The following is a 17,160-nucleotide window of genomic DNA, read 5'->3' on the forward strand; positions in this document are numbered from 1 at the left end:
TTTCGAACGATGCCGCCGGGATAGGCTGGCGATGGAAGGTGACCTATAATGGTTCTTTCGCCAAAAAAATCACTTACCACATCATGGAATTAGCCAAGTCTTTCGAGCCAGCCGATATTGAACAGTTCTGGCGCGCCGAGTGGGAAAAGCGCGGTTACTTCACCGCCACCATGGACGAGGGCAAGCCGTCCTTCAGCATCCAGCTGCCGCCGCCGAACGTGACCGGCACGCTGCACATGGGCCACGCGTTCAACCAGACGATCATGGATGGCCTGAGTCGCTACTACCGCATGCGCGGCTACAACACCGCCTGGGTGCCGGGCACCGACCACGCCGGCATCGCGACCCAGATCGTGGTCGAGCGCCAGCTCGACGCCCAGAAGGTCTCGCGCCACGACCTCGGCCGTGACGCGTTCCTGGAAAAAGTCTGGGAGTGGAAAGAAAAATCGGGCAATACCATCACCGGCCAGATGCGCCGCCTGGGCGCCTCGGCCGACTGGCAGCGCGAATACTTCACGATGGACGAGACCCGCTCGAAGTCGGTGGTCGAAGTCTTCGTGCGCCTGTACGAGCAAGGCCTGATCTACCGCGGCAAGCGCCTGGTCAACTGGGACCCGGTGCTGGGCACGGCTGTTTCCGACCTCGAGGTCGATTCGCAGGAAGAAGACGGCTCGATGTGGTACCTCAAGTATCCACTCGCGGACGGCAGCGGCCACCTGACGGTCGCCACCACCCGTCCCGAGACCATGCTGGGCGACGTCGCCGTTGCGGTCGACCCGACCGACGAGCGTTATACGCATCTGCACGGCAAGCTGATCAAGCTGCCGCTGTCGGATCGCGAGATCCCGATCATCGCCGACAGCTACGTCGACAAGGAATTCGGCACCGGCTGCGTCAAGATCACGCCGGCCCACGATTTCAACGACTACGCCGTCGGCCAGCGCGCCGGCCTCGAGCCGATCAACATCTTCACGCTGGACGCGAAGATCAACGAGAACGCGCCGGAGCAATATCGCGGCCTCGACCGCTTCGCCGCACGCAAGCAGATCGTCGCCGACCTGGAAGCACTGGGCCTGATGGAGCAGATCAAGCCGCACAAGCTGATGGTGCCGCGCGGCGACCGCACGAATGTCGTGATCGAGCCGATGCTGACCGACCAGTGGTTCGTCGCCATGACCAAGCCGGCGCCGGAAGGCACTTTCAATCCGGGCAAGTCGATCACCGACGTGGCGCTGGAAAAAGTCGCCAGCGGCGAGATCAAGTTCGTGCCCGAGAACTGGAGCACCACCTACAACCAGTGGCTCGGCAACATCCAGGACTGGTGCATCTCGCGCCAGCTGTGGTGGGGCCACCGGATCCCGGCCTGGTTCGCCGAGGATGGTTCCATCATCGTTGCGCGTGATGAACAGGAAGCCCAGGCCAAGGCCGCGGCGCAAGGCATCGCCGGCGCGCTGCGTCGTGATGACGACGTGCTCGATACCTGGTTCTCGTCGGCGCTGGTGCCCTTCTCGACCATGGGCTGGCCCGAAGAAACCCCCGACATGAAGATGTTCCTGCCGTCGTCGGTGCTGGTTACCGGCTTCGACATCATCTTCTTCTGGGTGGCGCGCATGGTCATGATGACCGCCCACTTCACCGGCAAGGTGCCGTTCGAAACGGTGTACGTGCACGGCCTGGTGCGCGATTCGCAGGGCCAGAAGATGTCGAAGTCGAAGGGCAATACGCTCGACCCGATCGACCTGATCGACGGCATCGACGTCGAGACCCTGGTGGCCAAGCGCACCAGTGGCCTGATGGACCCGCGCGCTCTCGACAAGATCGCCAAGGCCACCCGCAAGGAATTCCCGGACGGGATCGCCGCTTTCGGCACCGACGCCGTGCGCTTCACCATGGCGAGCTATGCCTCGCTGGGCCGCAACATCAACTTCGACCTGGGCCGCGCCGAAGGCTACCGCAACTTCTGCAACAAGCTGTGGAACGCGACCCGCTTCGTCATGATGAACACCGAGGGCAAGGATTGCGGTGCGCCGGCCGCAGAAGATCTGTCGCCGGCCGACCGTTGGATCATCTCGCTGATGAACCGCGTCGAACTCGATGTCGCGAAAGGCTTCGCCGACTACCGCTTCGACAATATCGCCAGCAGCATCTACAAGTTCGTGTGGGACGAGTACTGCGACTGGTACCTCGAGGTGGCCAAGGTCCGCGTCCAGCAAGGCACCGAGGCGCAACAGCGCGCCACCCGCCACACCTTGCTGCGCGTGCTGGAAGTGATCCTGCGCCTGGCGCATCCGATCATCCCGTTCGTGACCGAAGCGCTGTGGCAGAGCATTGCGCCGCTGGCCGGCAAGACGGGCGAAACCATCATGCTGCAGCCGTATCCGCTGGCCGATACGTCGCTGATCGACGAAGAAGCCGAAGCCTGGATGGAGCAGTTCAAGGCGCTGACCGACGCCACCCGCAACCTGCGCGGCGAGATGTCGCTGTCGCCGTCGGTGCGCGTGCCCCTGATCGTCGAACCAGGCAATGAGGCCGACCGTGCCAGGATGGCGGTGTTCGCGCCGTACATCCAGCTGCTGGGCAAACTGGCCGAGGTGCAGATCGTCGACGCGCTGCCGGAATCGCCGGCCGCGGTGTCGATCGTCGGCACCACCAAGTTGATGCTGAAGGTCGAGATCGACGTCGCCGCCGAGCGCGAGCGCCTGTCGAAAGAGATCGCCCGCGTCTCCGGCGAGATCGCCAAGGCCAATGGCAAGCTGTCGAACGAAAGCTTCGTCGCCCGTGCACCGGCCGCGGTCGTGGCGCAGGAGCAGGAACGCGTGGCGAACTTCTCGGCCACGCTGGCCAAGATGCAGGAGCAGCTGGCGAAGTTGCCGACCGCTTGACCGACATTCAGTCCGGTTGTGAACGCGGCTTCGGCCGCGTTTTTCGTTGGGACGCAGGGTGGACCGGGACCGGCAGTCGGCTCGCCATCCACCCTGCCGTCATGTCAATCAGCTTGCACCAAGCGCGAAACGCAAGCCATAATTGTCCAGCGTCCCCGGCAACTGCGCCGGGTCCAGCCGCCCTTGCGGCAACAGCCGCAATACCTTCCCATCGGCGCCCTCGTCGATCAAGGCGCCCAGCATCACGCTGGTCAGCATCAGCACCAGGTTACGCGCCGGGCAGGTCACCGGCCCGCTGCTGAACGGAATCAGCGGCCAGTCACGATCCTGCGCATCCCTGACCTTGTCGTCCTTCAACCAAAGCTCTGGCGCGAACCGGTTGGCGCACGCCATGCGCTGGTCATCCCGGTGGAAGAACGGCGTGAATACCAGTATGCCGGTCCCTGCCGGCATCGTGTCCCCGCCCCAGTCGGTGTCACGCGTCGTCTGGCGCAGGATCGCCGGCGTCGTGGGCCACAGGCGCAGCGATTCCAGCACCGTGGCGCGCAGGAAAGGCAGATACTGCCGCTCCATGCCGGGATGGCTGCGCAGTTCTTCACGCGCACGCGCCGCCTGCTCCGGATGCGCGGCCAGCAGCGCCAGCGCGCGGAAGGTCGCCATACCGGCGGCGTCGAAGGCGAACAGCCATTGGGGCACCTGCTGGTGCGGCGCCATATCAGCGGTCTTGGGGATGCTCGCCGCCACTGCCGCCAGGCTGCCTGGTTCGGCGCGGTCGAGGTAGTCCTGGATGCGCGCCAGGAAGCGTTCGCGCATGCCGGTCTTCTTCGGACGCATGAACGCCCAGTTCGCCGCCTTGCGCAACGCGATGATCATGTCGCTGATTTCCTGGTCGCCGGCAGCGGCGTCGCCGAAGACGATCCGCCGCACCAGACGGGTCCAGCCGGCGTTGAAGCTATCCCAGTCGAGTTCGCCCCTGCGACGCGCGCCGCCCAGGATGCGCCCGGCCTCATCGTCGACCGCCGGCAGGAACTTGCCCACCATGTGATGCACCGCGCGTTCATGCTCGAGCACGTCCTCGTTGAAGCGGCGCCGCTCGGCGCGCTCGCGACCGCAGGAGATCAAGGCCCCCTTGGGCTCGAAATGCGACAGCGCGGCGCGCTTTTCGCTGCTGGCGGCGCTGAATGGCTCCGGCGACTCGTCCAGCACCCGACGCACGTGTTCAGGCGCCAGCAGGACGGCCTGCCTGCGGATCGGCAGCGGCAGCATCAGCGGCCCGTCTCCATACCTGTCGCGCAGCTTCTGCATCCGGCGCACCGCGCGCCCATCCAGCCCAAGACGCTCCGCCAGCGCCACCATCTTGGGGCGGCGCACGATCACACCCTTGGCAAATGTCGGGGCCAGTACATCCACGGCCAGGGCCGCCATGTCGATCACGCCGGCCCTGGCCAGGCCACCGGGCCTTGCCGCGCCTTCCCTGCGGGAAGACTGGGATATCAATTTACCTGCCACGTAGGCGCCGGCCAAGCCGAGCGCGCCGGCAAGCAACAAGCTTTGATTGCGTTTGTTCATGTCAGCTTTTCTCCATGATCTTCGCAAACGGGGACGGCCCGGGCGGATGCCTGGCAGTCCAGTTCGCCATGTGGACTTTACGACAAGAACAGCAATGGCGACGCACGACGCTGGACGCCACGCGCGTGCTCAGGGGCAGGTCCTCCCTTACTTGATATCGCGCCACCAGGCGCGCCCGGGCTGAGGCTGCCGCAGGTCGACTGCTTCGCCCATTTCCGGCGTGGTCAGCTTGACACCTTGTTCAGCCGCCAGCCTGGCGATACGGTCGAACGGATCCTGCCAGCGATGCATCCCCAGGTCAAAGGTCCCGTTATGCACCGGGAACAGCCAGCGTGCGTTCAAGTCCTGGAAGGCCTGCATGGTTTCTTCCGGCTGCATGTGGACGTCGGGCCAGCGTTTATCGTAGGCGCCGGTTTCCAGCAGCGCCATGTCGAACGGACCGAACCTGGCGCCGATCTCCTTGAAGCCCTTGAAGTAGCCGGTGTCGCCGCTGAAGAAGACGCGCAGGTCGTCGTGCTGGATCACCCACGAGGCCCACAGGGTCTTGCCGGCGTCGTGCAGGCCGCGGCCCGAGAAATGCTGGGCCGGGGTGGCGGTGATGCGCACCCCGCCTACTTGCGTACCCTGCCACCAGTCGAACTGGCGCACCTTGGCGCGGTCGACGCCCCAGTCGATCAGCCGGTCGCCGACGCCCAGCGGCGTCAGGAATACCGAGGTCTTCGCGGCGAGCGCCTTCACCGAGGCGTGGTCGAGATGGTCGTAATGGTCGTGCGACAGGATCACGGCCTTGATCGGCGGCAGTTCGTCGATCGAGATCGGCGGCGCGTGAAAGCGTGCCGGGCCGGCCCATTGCACGGGTGAAGCGCGTTCGGAAAACACCGGATCGGTGAGATAGAACGCGCCGCCGAGCTTGATCAGCATGGTCGAGTGGCCGAGGCGGTACAGGGTATTGTCGGGCGCGGCCAGCAGCGCGGCCTGGCTCAGGGCGCGCACCGGCACCGCCTGCTCGGGGATCGTACCTTTCGGCTTGTCGAACAGGAAGATCCACCAGAGCTTGGCCATCTCGCCAAAGCCCATCTTGTGCATCTCGACCGGGTTGCGGTATTTGCCGTCCTGGAATTGCGGCGAAACCGGCGCGGTGGCGGTGTTGGCGGTAGAGGTGCAGGAAGCCATGATAGCGGTTGCTCCAAGTAGAATGGTGCCAATTAGTCGTCGCATGATGTCGATGGATAGTCATAAATTACACTACACAGTGTAGTATCGACATTTGAGAAAGTAAACTACCGAGTGTAAAATTTGCGTATGCACACGCCCACCCGCCTGACCGACCGAAAACGCAGCGCCATCCTGGCTGCCGCCGCCGAGCAGTTTCGCGTCCACGGTTATGAGACCGCCAGCATGGATGCCATCGCGGCGCTTGCACAAGTGTCGAAGCGCACCGTCTATAACCATTTCGCCAGCAAGGAAGACCTGTTCGGCGAGACGGTGATGCAAATGTTCGAGAGCAGCGCTGGCCAGCTCGAACTGGGCTACCAGAGCCAACGCAGCCTGCGCGAGCAGCTCGTCGAGTTATTGACGCTCAAAATGCGCACTTTGGCCGATCCAGAGTTCCTGGCGCTGGCGCGGGTGGCGATCGGCGAAGCGATCCATTCGCCCGAGCGCACGCTGCCCGTCATCGCCCGCCTCGGCGAACGCGAGGAAGGCGTCACGGCATGGATCCGCGCGGCCCAGGCCGACGGCAAGCTCAAGGCCGGCGACCCCGTGTTCGCCGCGACCCTGTTGCAGGGGCAGGTCAAGACCTTCGCCTTCTGGCCGCAGATCGCGATGGGCGCCGCGCCACTCGCGCCCGCCGAACAGGAACGCGTCATCGATGCGGCGGTGTCGATGTTCCTGTCCTATTTTGCGCAGGATGGACAATAGGCCTCGGCTCGCTTATTCGCCCCTGCAGTAGGCCGAATAGGCCCGCCACGATTCGTGGCTGCTGGCCTCGGCATCTTCCCTCACCTGCCGGAACGGTCCACGTCCCGTGACGCTTGCCAGTCGACGGCACTGTCTTGGCGACATGGTCAACAGGTGCCTGGATTGGCCGGCGACGACGCTGGAGACGACCGGGTCGACATACGCCAGCTCGCCTGTTGCGCTGATGTTCACGATCAGGATGACATGCTCGCCGGCGCCGGTCATCGCGCCGCCGAATGTGCCGGTCGCGAGCACCGGCCCATGCCCGAGCGCGGCTTCCCAGCACGCCAGCTCCTCATGCAGTGCGAGGGTTCCGTTGGCGACCATGCCGTAGTCGTCGGCATGCAGCGCTATGGGAGCGCCCTGGTTTTTCATGCGCTCTTCGATGGCGAAGCCGGCATGGGCAGTCCGATCCGGCCCATGGATATTCCCGTATTTGGCATGCATGAGCATTTCGATGCACGTCGACCAGCCGCCAACTTCACATTCCTGGCGCCGTCATTCCACGTCATGCGCTTTCACTATCGCCACCGATCGCTCCTTGCATCCATATTGGCATGACCATATACGCCGGCGCAAACGATCCGGACGCCGGCTAGAAGCTGATCACGAAGCGCGCGCCCTTGCCCACCGACCTGGCGTAGCGCACCGTACCGCCGTTTTCGTGCACCAGGTGGCGCACCATCGCCAGTCCGATACCCCCGCCCTGCTTCTTGGTCGTGTAGAACGGCGTGAAGATGTGGGGAATCGACGACTCCGGAATGCCCGCCCCGTCGTCGGCAACCTCGATGCGCAGGCGGCTGCCGCGCACCAGGCGCGCATCGACGCGGGCGCAACCACCCGGCTGCGTGGCCTCGGAGGCGTTCTTGAGCAGGTTGATCAGCGCCTGCTCGATCTGGCCGGGATCGGCCATCAACTCGAGCGAGGCCGGTTCGACCACGAACGCCAGGCTGCCGCCACGGGCGCGCCAGCCGGGCCCCACCAGCGCATCGACCCGCTCGAACAGTTCGGCCAGCACCACGCGCTCGGGCCGCGCGGGCGGCACGTTCGACAGGCTGCGGTAGCTGGCGACGAAGTCGACCAGGCTGTCGGCGCGGCGATTGATCGCATCCAGTGCCGTCTTCAGGTCGGCGCCGACGTCCGGCGGCAGTCCGGCCTCGAATTCGTCGAGCAGGTCGCGCGCGGTGCGCGACAGCGAGGCGACCGGGGTCAGCGAATTCATGATCTCGTGGGTCAGCACGTGCACCAGCTGGCGCCAGGATTTGAGGGCCTCGGCTTCGAGCTCGCTCTCGACCGGCATCAGGGCGGCGAGGCGCTGCGGCGCGCCGTGCAGGGTCAGCATCGATACCGCGACCAAAGCCCGTTCGACGCCGCGCTCGGTGTCGAATTCGATCAGCCGCCGTTGTCCCGCCTGCGTAAGCAACCGACTGAGCAACTGGCGATACAACGCATCGGGATCGACGGCGCGGCCCGGCGCCACCAGCTTGCGCGCGCTGGCGTTGAGCGGCGCCACGCTGTCGGCGGAGTCGATCCGGAACAGGGCGATGGGCGCGTGTTCGAGCCGCGCCTCGACAGCCAGCGCATTGTCGAGCAGCGCGCGCTGCTCGATGCCGGCATCCTGTACGGCGGCCGGCGCCTGGCGCGCCTGCGCCAGCCGCCCCACGCACCACCACAGCAGCGCCAGCAGCGGCAATGCCGCCAGCGCGCACGTCACCTGCAGGCGCGGCGAGTCGCCCAGCATGCCGGCGCCGAACGCCAGCGCCAGCATGCCGGCCAGGGCCAGCCAGATGCCGGCCCTAGATCCCATGCTTGCCCAGCTTGCGGTACAGCGCCGCGCGACTAAGGCCCAACAGGCGCGCGGCCAGGCTGATATTGCCCCGCGCTTGCTCCATGGCGGCGGCAATCGTGTCGCGCTCCAGCGCGCCGAGCTTGAATGCTTCCCCAGCCGGCGCAGGCGCAGGGGCGGGCGCGGGCACCGCGACCGGCGACGCCGCCGCCAGGCCGAAGTCGCCGGCATGGTAGTCCGGACGCGTGCCGAGGATGACCGCACGCTCGCAGGCATGGCGCAGCGCGCGCACATTGCCGGGCCAGTCCCAGGCGCACAAACGCTCCAGCGCGCCGGGAGCAAGCTCGCGCACCGGCCGGCCGTACTGGCTTTCATGGAGCGACAGGTAATGATGCAGCAGCGCCGGGATATCGCCCCGCCGTTCGCGCAGCGGCGGCACGCGGATCACGATCGTGTTCAGCCGGAACAGCAGGTCGGTGCGGAACACCGCGGCATCGAACAGGCGCGCTTCGTCGAGGTTGGTGGCGCTGACGATGCGCACGTCGACCGGCTCGGCGCGATCCGCCCCGACCGGCGTCACCTGGCGCCGCTCCAGCACCGTCAGGAGCTTGGCCTGCGCAGCGAGCGGCAGGTTGCCGATCTCGTCGAGAAACAGGGTGCCGCCCTGCGCGGCCTGGAAGCGGCCCGCGCGGTCGGTCCTGGCGTCGGTGAACGCACCGCGCCGGTGGCCGAACATCTCGCTTTCGAAGGTCGCTTCCGGCACGGCGCCCATGTCGACCGCCAGGAAGGCGGCGTGGGCGCGCGCCGACGCGGCGTGGATGGCGCGCGCCACCAGTTCCTTGCCCACGCCGTTTTCGCCCAGCACCATCACATTGGCCATGGTCGGGGCCACGCTGGCGATCATCGCCTTGACTGCCTGCATGGCGGGCGAGTCGCCCATCAGGCTGGCGTCGACGTTGGCCGCGCTGGCTCCCCTGGCGCCGCGGCGCACCAGCGCGGCGTCGACCGCCGCCAGCAAACGCGCATTGTCCCAGGGCTTGGTGATGAAGTCGTCCGCGCCGCGCTTGAGCGCTTCCACCGCCAGCGGCACGTCGGCATAGGCGGTCAGCACGATCACCGCAGGGGCGGCGGCCAAGGCGCACAGGCGGTCGAGCACCGCGAGGCCCTCGGCGCCATCGATGCGCCCGGGCGTGAAGTTCAGGTCGAGCAGGACCACGTCCGGCACGCCCGCATCGAGTGCGGATGCGAGCCGCGCCGGATCGTCCAGCGTGGCCACCGCGCCGTGGCGCCGCCGCAGCAGCATCTGCGCGGCGCAGGCGACGTCGGGGTCGTCGTCGAGGATCAGAAGGCGCGCGGCGGAATGGGGCATGGAGGTCATGATGGACAGGTCAGCGGGCATTCTAGCAGCGCGATCTTGCAACATAAACGGCGCCGTGCGCACTCGCCCGGTCACCTGTCCGTTTCCGCACACCCGACCTGTCCGGAATCGGACAGGCTGGGGCCGAAACACCGGCCGCCGGCCATGAAAACCGCCTGGCACGGCGCTTGCAATCATGCGGACATGGACCAGATATCCCCATCCGCCGTCACCGGCGCCGCCATGGACGTGACGCTGCCGCCAAGGCGCGGGCGCCGCGTCGCGCAGCTTGCGCTGACCTTCGCCGCCCTCGCCGCAGGCAGCGCGCTGCTGTGGCAGCTGCTGCCTCGAGGCCTCGAGGTCGAGCTGCGCGACGTGCGCATCGCCAGCGTCACGCCAGGCACGTTCCGCGACGAGATCGTCGTGCGCGCGCTGGCCGAGCCGCTCGATTCGATCATGCTCGACGCGGTCGAATCTGGGCGCGTCGAGGAAGTGTTCGCCCGCGATGGACAACTGGTGAAGAAAGGCGACCTGCTGTTTCGCCTGTCGAACCCGCAGCGCAACCTGGAGCTGCTGGCGCGCCAGGCGGAACACGCGCAGCAGATCTCGAACCTGGCCAACCTGCAGGTGGCGCAGCAGGCGGTGCGCACCGATCACCAGCGCCGCCTGGGCGAGCTGGAGTTCGCCCACGCGCAAGCGGCCAAGCAGCACGCCCGCAACACGCGGCTGGCGCAGGACGGCTTCATCTCGGCGGTGGCGCTGGAAGAATCGCAGGACAGGTTACTCCAGGCGCGCCGCACGCTGACTGACGAGCGGCGCGGCATGACGCTCGAACAGGGCGTCAGGCAGCGCTCACTGAACCAGATGGACCAGGCGATCCGCGGCCTGGCCTCGGGCCTGGAACTGGTGGCCGCCACGGTCGACGCGCTGGCGGTGCGCGCACCGGGCGACGGCGTGCTGACCGACTTCCGGCTGCTGGTCGGCCAGGCGGTGCGCCAGGACCAGACGATCGGCCGCATCGACGACCCGCAGCGCTTCAAGCTCAGCGCCCAGGTCGACGAGTTCTACCTGAGCCGCGTTACGCCCGGTCGCCAGGGCCGCATTACGCAGGACGGCCAGACCCATGCGCTGCGGGTGAGCGCCGTCTACCCGCAGATCAGGGAAGGCCGCTTCAGCGCCGAACTGGTGTTCACCGAACGCCAGCCGAAGGTGATCAGCCCCGGGCAGGGCATGGACGTGCAGCTCACGCTCGGCCAGTCGGCCCAGGCCCTGCTGCTGCCGAACGGCGCCTTCGCCAACGATGGCGGCGGCGCCTGGGTGTTCGTCGTCACCGGCGACGGCAGCCACGCCGACAAGCGCGATGTCAGGCTCGGACGGCGCAGCACCACCCAGGTCGAAGTGCTTTCCGGCCTGGCCGCGGGCGAGCAAGTCATCGTGTCCGGCTATACCGCCTTCGGCAAGGCCGCGCGGCTGCGGCTGACGGATTGACCCGGCGGTTTATCATCATCACATCAAACAGGAACACATCCATGCTCAAGCTTTCAGGCGTCAGCAAGATCCACGTGGCGGGCGACGTCCGCACCACGGCCCTCGACCGCATCGACCTCGAGATCGGCGCCGGCGAATACGTCGCCATCACCGGCCCGTCGGGCTGCGGCAAGTCCACCCTCCTTGGCCTGCTCGGCCTGCTCGACGTGCCGAGCTCCGGCACCTTCCTGTTCGACGGCCACGACGTCGCCGGCTGGAGCGAAGCGCGCCTGAACGGACTGCGGCGCGGCATGGTCGGCTTCATCTTCCAGAGCTTCAACCTGATCGAGGAATTGAGCGTGTTCGAGAACGTCGAACTGGCGCTCGAATACACCGGCGTGCCGGGCGCCGAGCGGCGCCGCCGCGTGCAGGCAATGCTCGAACGCCTGGGCGTGGCCCACCGCAGCCGGCACCGCCCGTCGCAGTTGTCGGGCGGCCAGCAGCAGCGGGTGGCGATCGCGCGCGCGCTGGTGGCCGGGCCGGCGGTATTGCTGGCCGACGAACCGACCGGCAACCTCGATACCGCTCATGGCGACGAGGTGATGCGCCTGCTGCGCACCATCAACGCCGAGGGCACGACCGTGGTCATGGTCACCCACTCGCCCGCGCACGCGGCCCAGGCCTCGCGCACCGTGCGCCTGCTGGACGGGCGCATCGTGGTCGACGCACTGCAGGCGGCTTGAGGAGACCGGTATGCTGCTGCGCGACTTTCGTATCGGCTGGCGACTGCTGGCCAAGGACCGCCCGTATTCGGCGGTCGTGATCCTCGGGCTGGCGACCGGCATCGCCGCCTGCTTCCTGCTGCTTGGCCTGGTGCGCCACGCGTTTTCGTACGACCGCCACGTGCCGCAGCACGAACAGGTGTTCCGGCTGCTGCAACGGTGGAACCTGGAGCTGCTCGGAACCAGATGGGATCCCATGTCCAGCCTGCCCGCGCGCGACGCCGCGCTGGCAAGCGGCCAGCCGGTGCTCGCCACCGCCTTCGTGTCGCGGCCCCTGGATGCGCGCGTCGGCAACCAGGTGCGGGCTTTCAACCTGACCCTGGTCGACCCGGCGTTCCAGCAAATTTTTTCGCCCACGGTGCTGGCCGGCGACTTGCAGGCCGCCCTCGCCAGGCCCGGGGCGCTGGCGCTGAGCCGCGCCACGGCGGTCAAGCTGTTCGGCCGCATCGACGTGATCGGCGCCACGCTGCAGGGAGATGGCGCCACCTATAGCGTGGCGGCGGTGCTGGAAGACCAGCCCGCGGCCACGACGACGCCGTACGAAGCGCTGGCCGGCTTCGATGGGCCCTTCCTGCCCCGCGAGGTGCGCCGCGAACTGGAGAGTTCGTGGGGCTTCAGCGGCGGGGTGGTGTATCTGAAACTGCTGGACGGCGCCGATCCGGATCGCGTGCTCGACCACATCCGGCGCCAGCTGCGCGAGTCGAGCCTGGTGCGGCGCCATTTCGCCGAACAGGTGGCGGCCCTGGACGGACGGGACCTGATCGACTACCGGCTCGACAGGCTGGAAGACGCCTACCTGGCGCCCGACGTGGATGGCGCGATGGTCGTGCATGGCAACCGCCAGGGCATGCTGGGGCTGGCCATGGTGGCCGGACTGATCCTGTTGCTGGCAGCGACCAACTACATCAACCTGGCCACCGTGCGCACGCTGGCGCGCCAGCGCGAGATCGCGATGCGCAAGGTCCTGGGCGCGTCGGCGAGCGCGGTGGCGCGCCAGTTCCTGGCCGAGTCGGTGCTGATCTGCCTGGTCGCTACCCTGCTAGGTCTGCTACTGGCCTGGCTGTTGCTCCCGGTATTTGCCGACCTGGTGCAGCGCGAGTTCGACGCCATGTTCAGCCCTGCTGCGCTGGGCGCCACGCTGGCGCTCGGGTTGCTGCTCGGCCTGGCTGCCGGCGCCTATCCGACCTGGTCGGCGCTGCGCGTGCGTCCGGGCGCGGCGCTTGCCGGGCGTGGCGCCGGCGAGACCGCGCGCGGCCTGTGGCTGCGCCGCGCGCTGACCGTGGTGCAGCTGGCGACCGCCATGGGCTTGACGGCGACGACGCTGGCGGTGAGCTGGCAGACACGCCATGCCAGCACGCTCGATCCTGGTTTCGACATGGCGCCCCTGCTGATGTTCCCGGCGATTAACGATGCACGCGATGCGCGCATCCGGGCCCTGCGCGACGAGATCGCGCGCCTGCCGGACGTGGCGGGAGTGGCCCTGTCGCATATGCCGTTCTCCGTCGGGCATAACATCACCAGTTTGCGGCGTGAGGGCGGCGACGTGATCGATGTGCAAAACTATGCCGTCAGCCCGGAATTCTTTGACGTATTCGGCGTCAAGCCGCTGGCGGGTCGCCTGTTCGATGCGGCGCTGGACAAGCCGAAGCAGCCCGACCGGGTCGTGATCAATGCCAGCGCCGCGCGCCGGCTCGGTTTCGCCAGTCCGCACGACGCGGTCGGCAAGACCCTCCTCAAACCCGCGGCAGGCAAGGACCCGCTGCGGATCGTCGGCGTCGCGCCCGACATCCGCCATCGCTCGGCGCGCGACGAGCAGTCCCCGGCCGCCTACATCCTGAACGACCGCGTCGGCATGTTCACCGTGCGCACCCGCGCCAATCCCGACGCGACCGCGCGCGCCATCGAGGCGCTATGGCCACGCCATTTTCCGAACGAGACCCTGGGCGTGATGCGCATGCAGAAGGTGACTTCGGACCTGTTCTACGCCGACGACCTGCGCCTGGCGCGATTGCTGGCGGCAGCGAGCGTCATCGCCAGCGCCATCGCCGCCTTCGGCATCTATGTGCTGGCCGCCTACAGCGTGCAGCGGCGCGAGAAGGAGATCGTGCTGCGCAAGCTGTATGGCGCCAGCAGCGGCGCGATCGGCCATCTGGTGGCGCGCGAGATCGGCCTGCTGGTGGGCGCCGGCGCGGTGATCGGCCTGCCGCTGGCCTGGATCGCGATCCAGCACTACCTGGGTGGTTTCGCCACCCGGGCGCCGATCGGCGGCTGGACCCTGGCGCTGGGATTGCTGCTGGCCTGCGTGGTGACAGCGGGAGCGACCATGCGCCACGCGCTGGCGGCGATGCGCCTGCGGCCGGCGCAGGCGCTGCGCGAGTGAGGCCTCAGACCGGGGTCTTGAGCGGCGCTTTCCCGGGCGCGCCGTCGTCCGCCACCTGGGCGCCGTTGCGCTGTTCCCAGTAGTGGGCGTTCTTGATCCCGAGCGCCGCCGGATCGAAGGTGGGATCCTTGCCGGCCGCCTTCTGCGCCTCGTAGTCGCGCAGGCACTTGAAGGCGACGTTGCGCAGCAGGACGATCGCGATGATGTTCAGCCAGGCCATCAGGCCGACACCCATGTCACCCAGCGCCCAGGCGACGTCGGCGGTCTTGACGGCGCCGTACACGGTGGCGGCCACGATCGCGATCTTGAGCCCGAAATTGAGCCATGGACGGCGCGCGTGGCGGTCCATGTAGGCGATATTGGTCTCGGCGATGTAGTAGTAAGCCACGATCGTGGTGAAGGCGAAGAACAGCAGGGCGATCGCCACGAACAGGGCGCCGAAGCCAGGCATCACGTTCTCGAGCGCGGTCTGCACATAGCCGGGCCCGGCCGCCACGCCCTGCACCCCGATGAACATATGGGTGCCATCCGGCGCCTCGACGTTGTACTGGCCGGTGATCAGGAGCATGAAGGCGGTGGCCGAGCACACGAACAGCGTGTCGATATAGACCGAGAAGCCCTGTACCAGGCCCTGCTTGGCCGGGTGGCTGACTTCGGCGGCCGACGATGCGTGCGGGCCGGTGCCCTGCCCCGCCTCGTTGGAGTAGACGCCGCGCTTGACGCCCCACATGATGGCCATGCCGATGATGGCGCCGAAACCGGCGTCCAGGCCGAAGGCCGAACTGACGATCAGCGAGATCACGCCCGGCAGCTGCTCGATGTGCAGGAAGACGATGACGCAGGCCACCACAATATAGCCCAGCGCCATGAAGGGCACGACCAGTTCGGCGAAACTCGCGATGCGCTTGACACCACCGAAGATGATGAAGGCCAGCGCGATGGCCAGCACCGCGGCGGTGACGTTCGGATCGATGCCGGCGGCTGTCTTCAGGCCTTCGGCGATCGAATTGGCCTGCACGCCCGGCAGCAGCAACCCGGTGGCGAACACGGTCGCAATGGCGAAGGTCCAGGCATACCATTTCACGCCCAGGCCCTTCTCGATGTAGAAGGCGGGGCCGCCGCGGTACTGCTTGCCGATCTGTTCCTTGTACACCTGGCCGAGGGTCGATTCGACGAAGGCCGAGCTGGCGCCCAGGAAGGCCACCACCCACATCCAGAATACCGCGCCGGGGCCGCCGAAGGTGATGGCGGTGGCGACGCCGGCGATATTGCCGGTACCGACCCGGCCGGCCAGGGTCATGGTCAGTGCCTGGAATGACGATACACCCTGCGCCGAGCTCTTACCCTCGAGCATCAGGCGGATCATTTCCCGTACGTGGCGCACTTGCAGGAAGCGCGAGCGGAGCGAAAAATACAGCCCCACACCCAGGCACAGCGCGATCAGCGCCGGGCTCCAGATGATGCCGTTGATGGCGGTAACCAATTCGTTCATTCAAAGTCCTTGTGGCATGGTGGAGGTTAAAGATTTGCCTTTGGCAAAGATGCCACAAGATACAGCAATCAATGGGAAATTTGCATCGAAAAAATATAGACCGGTCCGCCGCGGCGGCTGCATGCGTGACCGCTCACCTTAGCATAATGATTATTATCCACTCGTCAAGACATGGTAGGATCGCCGCATGGACCGACGAAGCGACTACAAGACCGCCCTGCGCATCGACGCCGTGCTCCACGAGGCGCCCCTGGAACAGCGCACCAGCGCCGCACGCCAGCTCGCCGAGCTCGGGGTGCCGCTCGAGGTGACGATGCGCGTGCTCACCCGTCCCGCCGAGCGGCGCCACCAGGTCACGCCGGAAGACGTGCGCAACGCGCCCTAGCGGCCCGACACCGGTTTTGGAAGGAATCCTCTGATTCCGCGCCATCCCGTCTCCAGGCGGCTTTGCTACACTCTGCCATACCAACAACAACACTGGAGATACCCATGCGACACCTGATCCAAGCTGGCCTGATCGCCGCCGCCGTGCTCGCCGTGCCCACCACCGCACTGGCGCAGAACGCTTCGCCGGTCGGCGCCTGGAAAACCATCGACGACAAGACCGGCAAGCCGAAGGCGCTGGTGCGCATCAGCGAGGAAGGCGGCGTCCTGACCGGCAAGATCGAGAAGCTGTACCGCGACGCGTCCGAAGACCAGAACCCGAAATGCGTCAAGTGCAGCGACGCGCGCAAGGACCAGCCGATCATCGGCATGACCATCCTGTCGGGCCTCAAGAAGGATGGCAATGAATACACCGGCGGCGAGATCCTCGATCCAGCCGCCGGCAAGACCTACAAGAGCAAGGCCAGCCTGGCCGACAACGGCAGCAAGCTCGAAGTGCGCGGCTATGTCGGCGCGCCCATGTTCGGTCGCACGCAGACCTGGCAACGCGAACAATAACTTTCAGCACGGCCCGGCGACGGGCCGTTTTTCTTCCTGATGACCCTGAATCAAGCGTATATCTTCCTCGGCTTTGCCATCGTCGCCGAAGTGATCGGCACCACTGCCCTCAAGGCCTCCGACAGCTTTACCCGCCCGGTGCCAAGCCTGATCACGGTCGGCTGCTACGCCCTGTCGTTCTACCTGCTCACCTTCAGCCTGCGCGTGCTCCCCACCGGCATCGCCTACGCGATCTGGTCCGGCGTCGGCATCGTGCTGATTTCGCTGGTCAGCTGGTTGTATTTCAAGCAAAGCCTGGACCTGGCGGCCATCGCCGGCCTGGGCCTGATCATCGCCGGCGTGCTGGTGATTAACCTGTTCTCGAAGAGCGTCGGCCACTAGGATCCCGTCCGGTACGCCCGCGGTTCACGCGTCAGGCAATGTCGGCTATGCTATCGGCAAGACCACGTCAACCGCGGCGTGGCTCCGGACGTTACATCCAGCCCCACTACCGACCACTGGCGCCATGAAACCGACTTCCGTAGCACGTGCCGCACGCCCCGTC

General features: G+C 66.8%; 14 protein-coding genes. 8 read left to right on the forward strand and 6 right to left on the reverse strand.

Annotated elements, in window-relative coordinates; genetic code table 11:
- The first annotated feature begins 83 nt into the window (after window positions 1-83).
- A complete protein-coding gene (locus tag AC56KW_RS07540) occupies window positions 84-2,882 on the forward strand; it encodes a valine--tRNA ligase (RefSeq protein ID WP_497170115.1) in 2,799 nt (932 codons plus the stop codon).
- Between the two features lie 108 nt (window positions 2,883-2,990).
- On the opposite strand, the gene AC56KW_RS07545 is transcribed toward AC56KW_RS07540, so the two are convergent.
- Together AC56KW_RS07545 and AC56KW_RS07550 are read right to left on the reverse strand one after the other, a co-directional pair.
- The gene (locus tag AC56KW_RS07545; RefSeq protein ID WP_497170116.1) at window positions 2,991-4,451 is read right to left on the reverse strand and encodes a cytochrome P450; all 1,461 of its coding nucleotides are present in this window, start codon (window positions 4,449-4,451) and stop codon (window positions 2,991-2,993) included.
- Between the two features lie 147 nt (window positions 4,452-4,598).
- The gene (locus tag AC56KW_RS07550; protein WP_497170117.1) at window positions 4,599-5,624 is read right to left on the reverse strand and encodes an MBL fold metallo-hydrolase; all 1,026 of its coding nucleotides are present in this window, start codon (window positions 5,622-5,624) and stop codon (window positions 4,599-4,601) included.
- A 129-nt stretch (window positions 5,625-5,753) separates the two neighbouring features.
- Between AC56KW_RS07550 and AC56KW_RS07555 the strand changes: the two genes are divergently transcribed.
- Window positions 5,754-6,371: a TetR/AcrR family transcriptional regulator gene (locus AC56KW_RS07555; protein WP_497170118.1), complete on the forward strand. Its 618-nt coding sequence runs from the start codon at window positions 5,754-5,756 to the stop codon at window positions 6,369-6,371.
- Between the two features lie 12 nt (window positions 6,372-6,383).
- Here the strand turns inward: AC56KW_RS07555 and AC56KW_RS07560 are convergent, their stop codons facing one another.
- The 3 genes from AC56KW_RS07560 to AC56KW_RS07570 form a co-directional block, all read right to left on the reverse strand.
- Window positions 6,384-6,857 carry a hypothetical protein gene (locus AC56KW_RS07560; RefSeq protein WP_497170119.1) on the reverse strand — a complete coding sequence of 158 codons (474 nt, stop codon included), beginning with the start codon at window positions 6,855-6,857 and terminating at the stop codon, window positions 6,384-6,386.
- A 148-nt stretch (window positions 6,858-7,005) separates the two neighbouring features.
- Window positions 7,006-8,217 carry a sensor histidine kinase gene (locus tag AC56KW_RS07565; RefSeq protein ID WP_497170120.1) on the reverse strand — a complete coding sequence of 404 codons (1,212 nt, stop codon included), beginning with the start codon at window positions 8,215-8,217 and terminating at the stop codon, window positions 7,006-7,008.
- Window positions 8,207-9,565: a sigma-54-dependent transcriptional regulator gene (locus AC56KW_RS07570; protein WP_497170121.1), complete on the reverse strand. Its 1,359-nt coding sequence runs from the start codon at window positions 9,563-9,565 to the stop codon at window positions 8,207-8,209. The genes AC56KW_RS07565 and AC56KW_RS07570 overlap by 11 nt, the downstream gene beginning before the upstream one ends.
- A gap of 192 nt (window positions 9,566-9,757) precedes the next feature.
- Here AC56KW_RS07570 and AC56KW_RS07575 point away from each other — a divergent pair, with 192 nt between their 5' ends.
- From AC56KW_RS07575 to AC56KW_RS07585, 3 genes are read left to right on the forward strand one after another with little or no spacing between them, the layout of a single operon-like run.
- The gene (locus AC56KW_RS07575; RefSeq protein ID WP_497170122.1) at window positions 9,758-11,041 is read left to right on the forward strand and encodes an efflux RND transporter periplasmic adaptor subunit; all 1,284 of its coding nucleotides are present in this window, start codon (window positions 9,758-9,760) and stop codon (window positions 11,039-11,041) included.
- Between the two features lie 41 nt (window positions 11,042-11,082).
- Window positions 11,083-11,763 carry an ABC transporter ATP-binding protein gene (locus AC56KW_RS07580; protein WP_497170123.1) on the forward strand — a complete coding sequence of 227 codons (681 nt, stop codon included), beginning with the start codon at window positions 11,083-11,085 and terminating at the stop codon, window positions 11,761-11,763.
- Window positions 11,764-11,773: 10 nt separating this feature from the next.
- Complete coding sequence (locus AC56KW_RS07585; protein WP_497170124.1) at window positions 11,774-14,182, forward strand: ABC transporter permease; 2,409 nt, start codon at window positions 11,774-11,776, stop codon at window positions 14,180-14,182.
- A gap of 4 nt (window positions 14,183-14,186) precedes the next feature.
- Here AC56KW_RS07585 and AC56KW_RS07590 read toward each other — a convergent pair whose 3' ends face one another.
- On the reverse strand, window positions 14,187-15,674 hold the full coding sequence (locus tag AC56KW_RS07590; RefSeq protein ID WP_497170125.1) for an alanine/glycine:cation symporter family protein: 1,488 nt from the start codon (window positions 15,672-15,674) through the stop codon (window positions 14,187-14,189).
- A gap of 187 nt (window positions 15,675-15,861) precedes the next feature.
- On the opposite strand from AC56KW_RS07590, the gene AC56KW_RS07595 reads away from it, so the two are divergent.
- The 3 genes from AC56KW_RS07595 (at window position 15,862) to AC56KW_RS07605 (ending at window position 16,997) form a co-directional block, all read left to right on the forward strand.
- The gene (locus tag AC56KW_RS07595) at window positions 15,862-16,059 is read left to right on the forward strand and encodes a hypothetical protein (RefSeq protein ID WP_497170126.1); all 198 of its coding nucleotides are present in this window, start codon (window positions 15,862-15,864) and stop codon (window positions 16,057-16,059) included.
- 104 nt (window positions 16,060-16,163) lie between these two features.
- Entirely contained in the window at window positions 16,164-16,616 is a 453-nt protein-coding gene (locus AC56KW_RS07600) for a DUF2147 domain-containing protein (RefSeq protein ID WP_497170127.1), read from the forward strand.
- Window positions 16,617-16,655: 39 nt separating this feature from the next.
- Window positions 16,656-16,997 (forward strand): SMR family transporter, encoded by a 342-nt coding sequence (locus AC56KW_RS07605; protein ID WP_147937361.1) that lies wholly within the window; start codon window positions 16,656-16,658, stop codon window positions 16,995-16,997.
- The last annotated feature ends 163 nt before the right edge of the window (window positions 16,998-17,160 follow it).

It is taken from the genome of Telluria sp. RT2P19 (assembly GCF_059685725.1).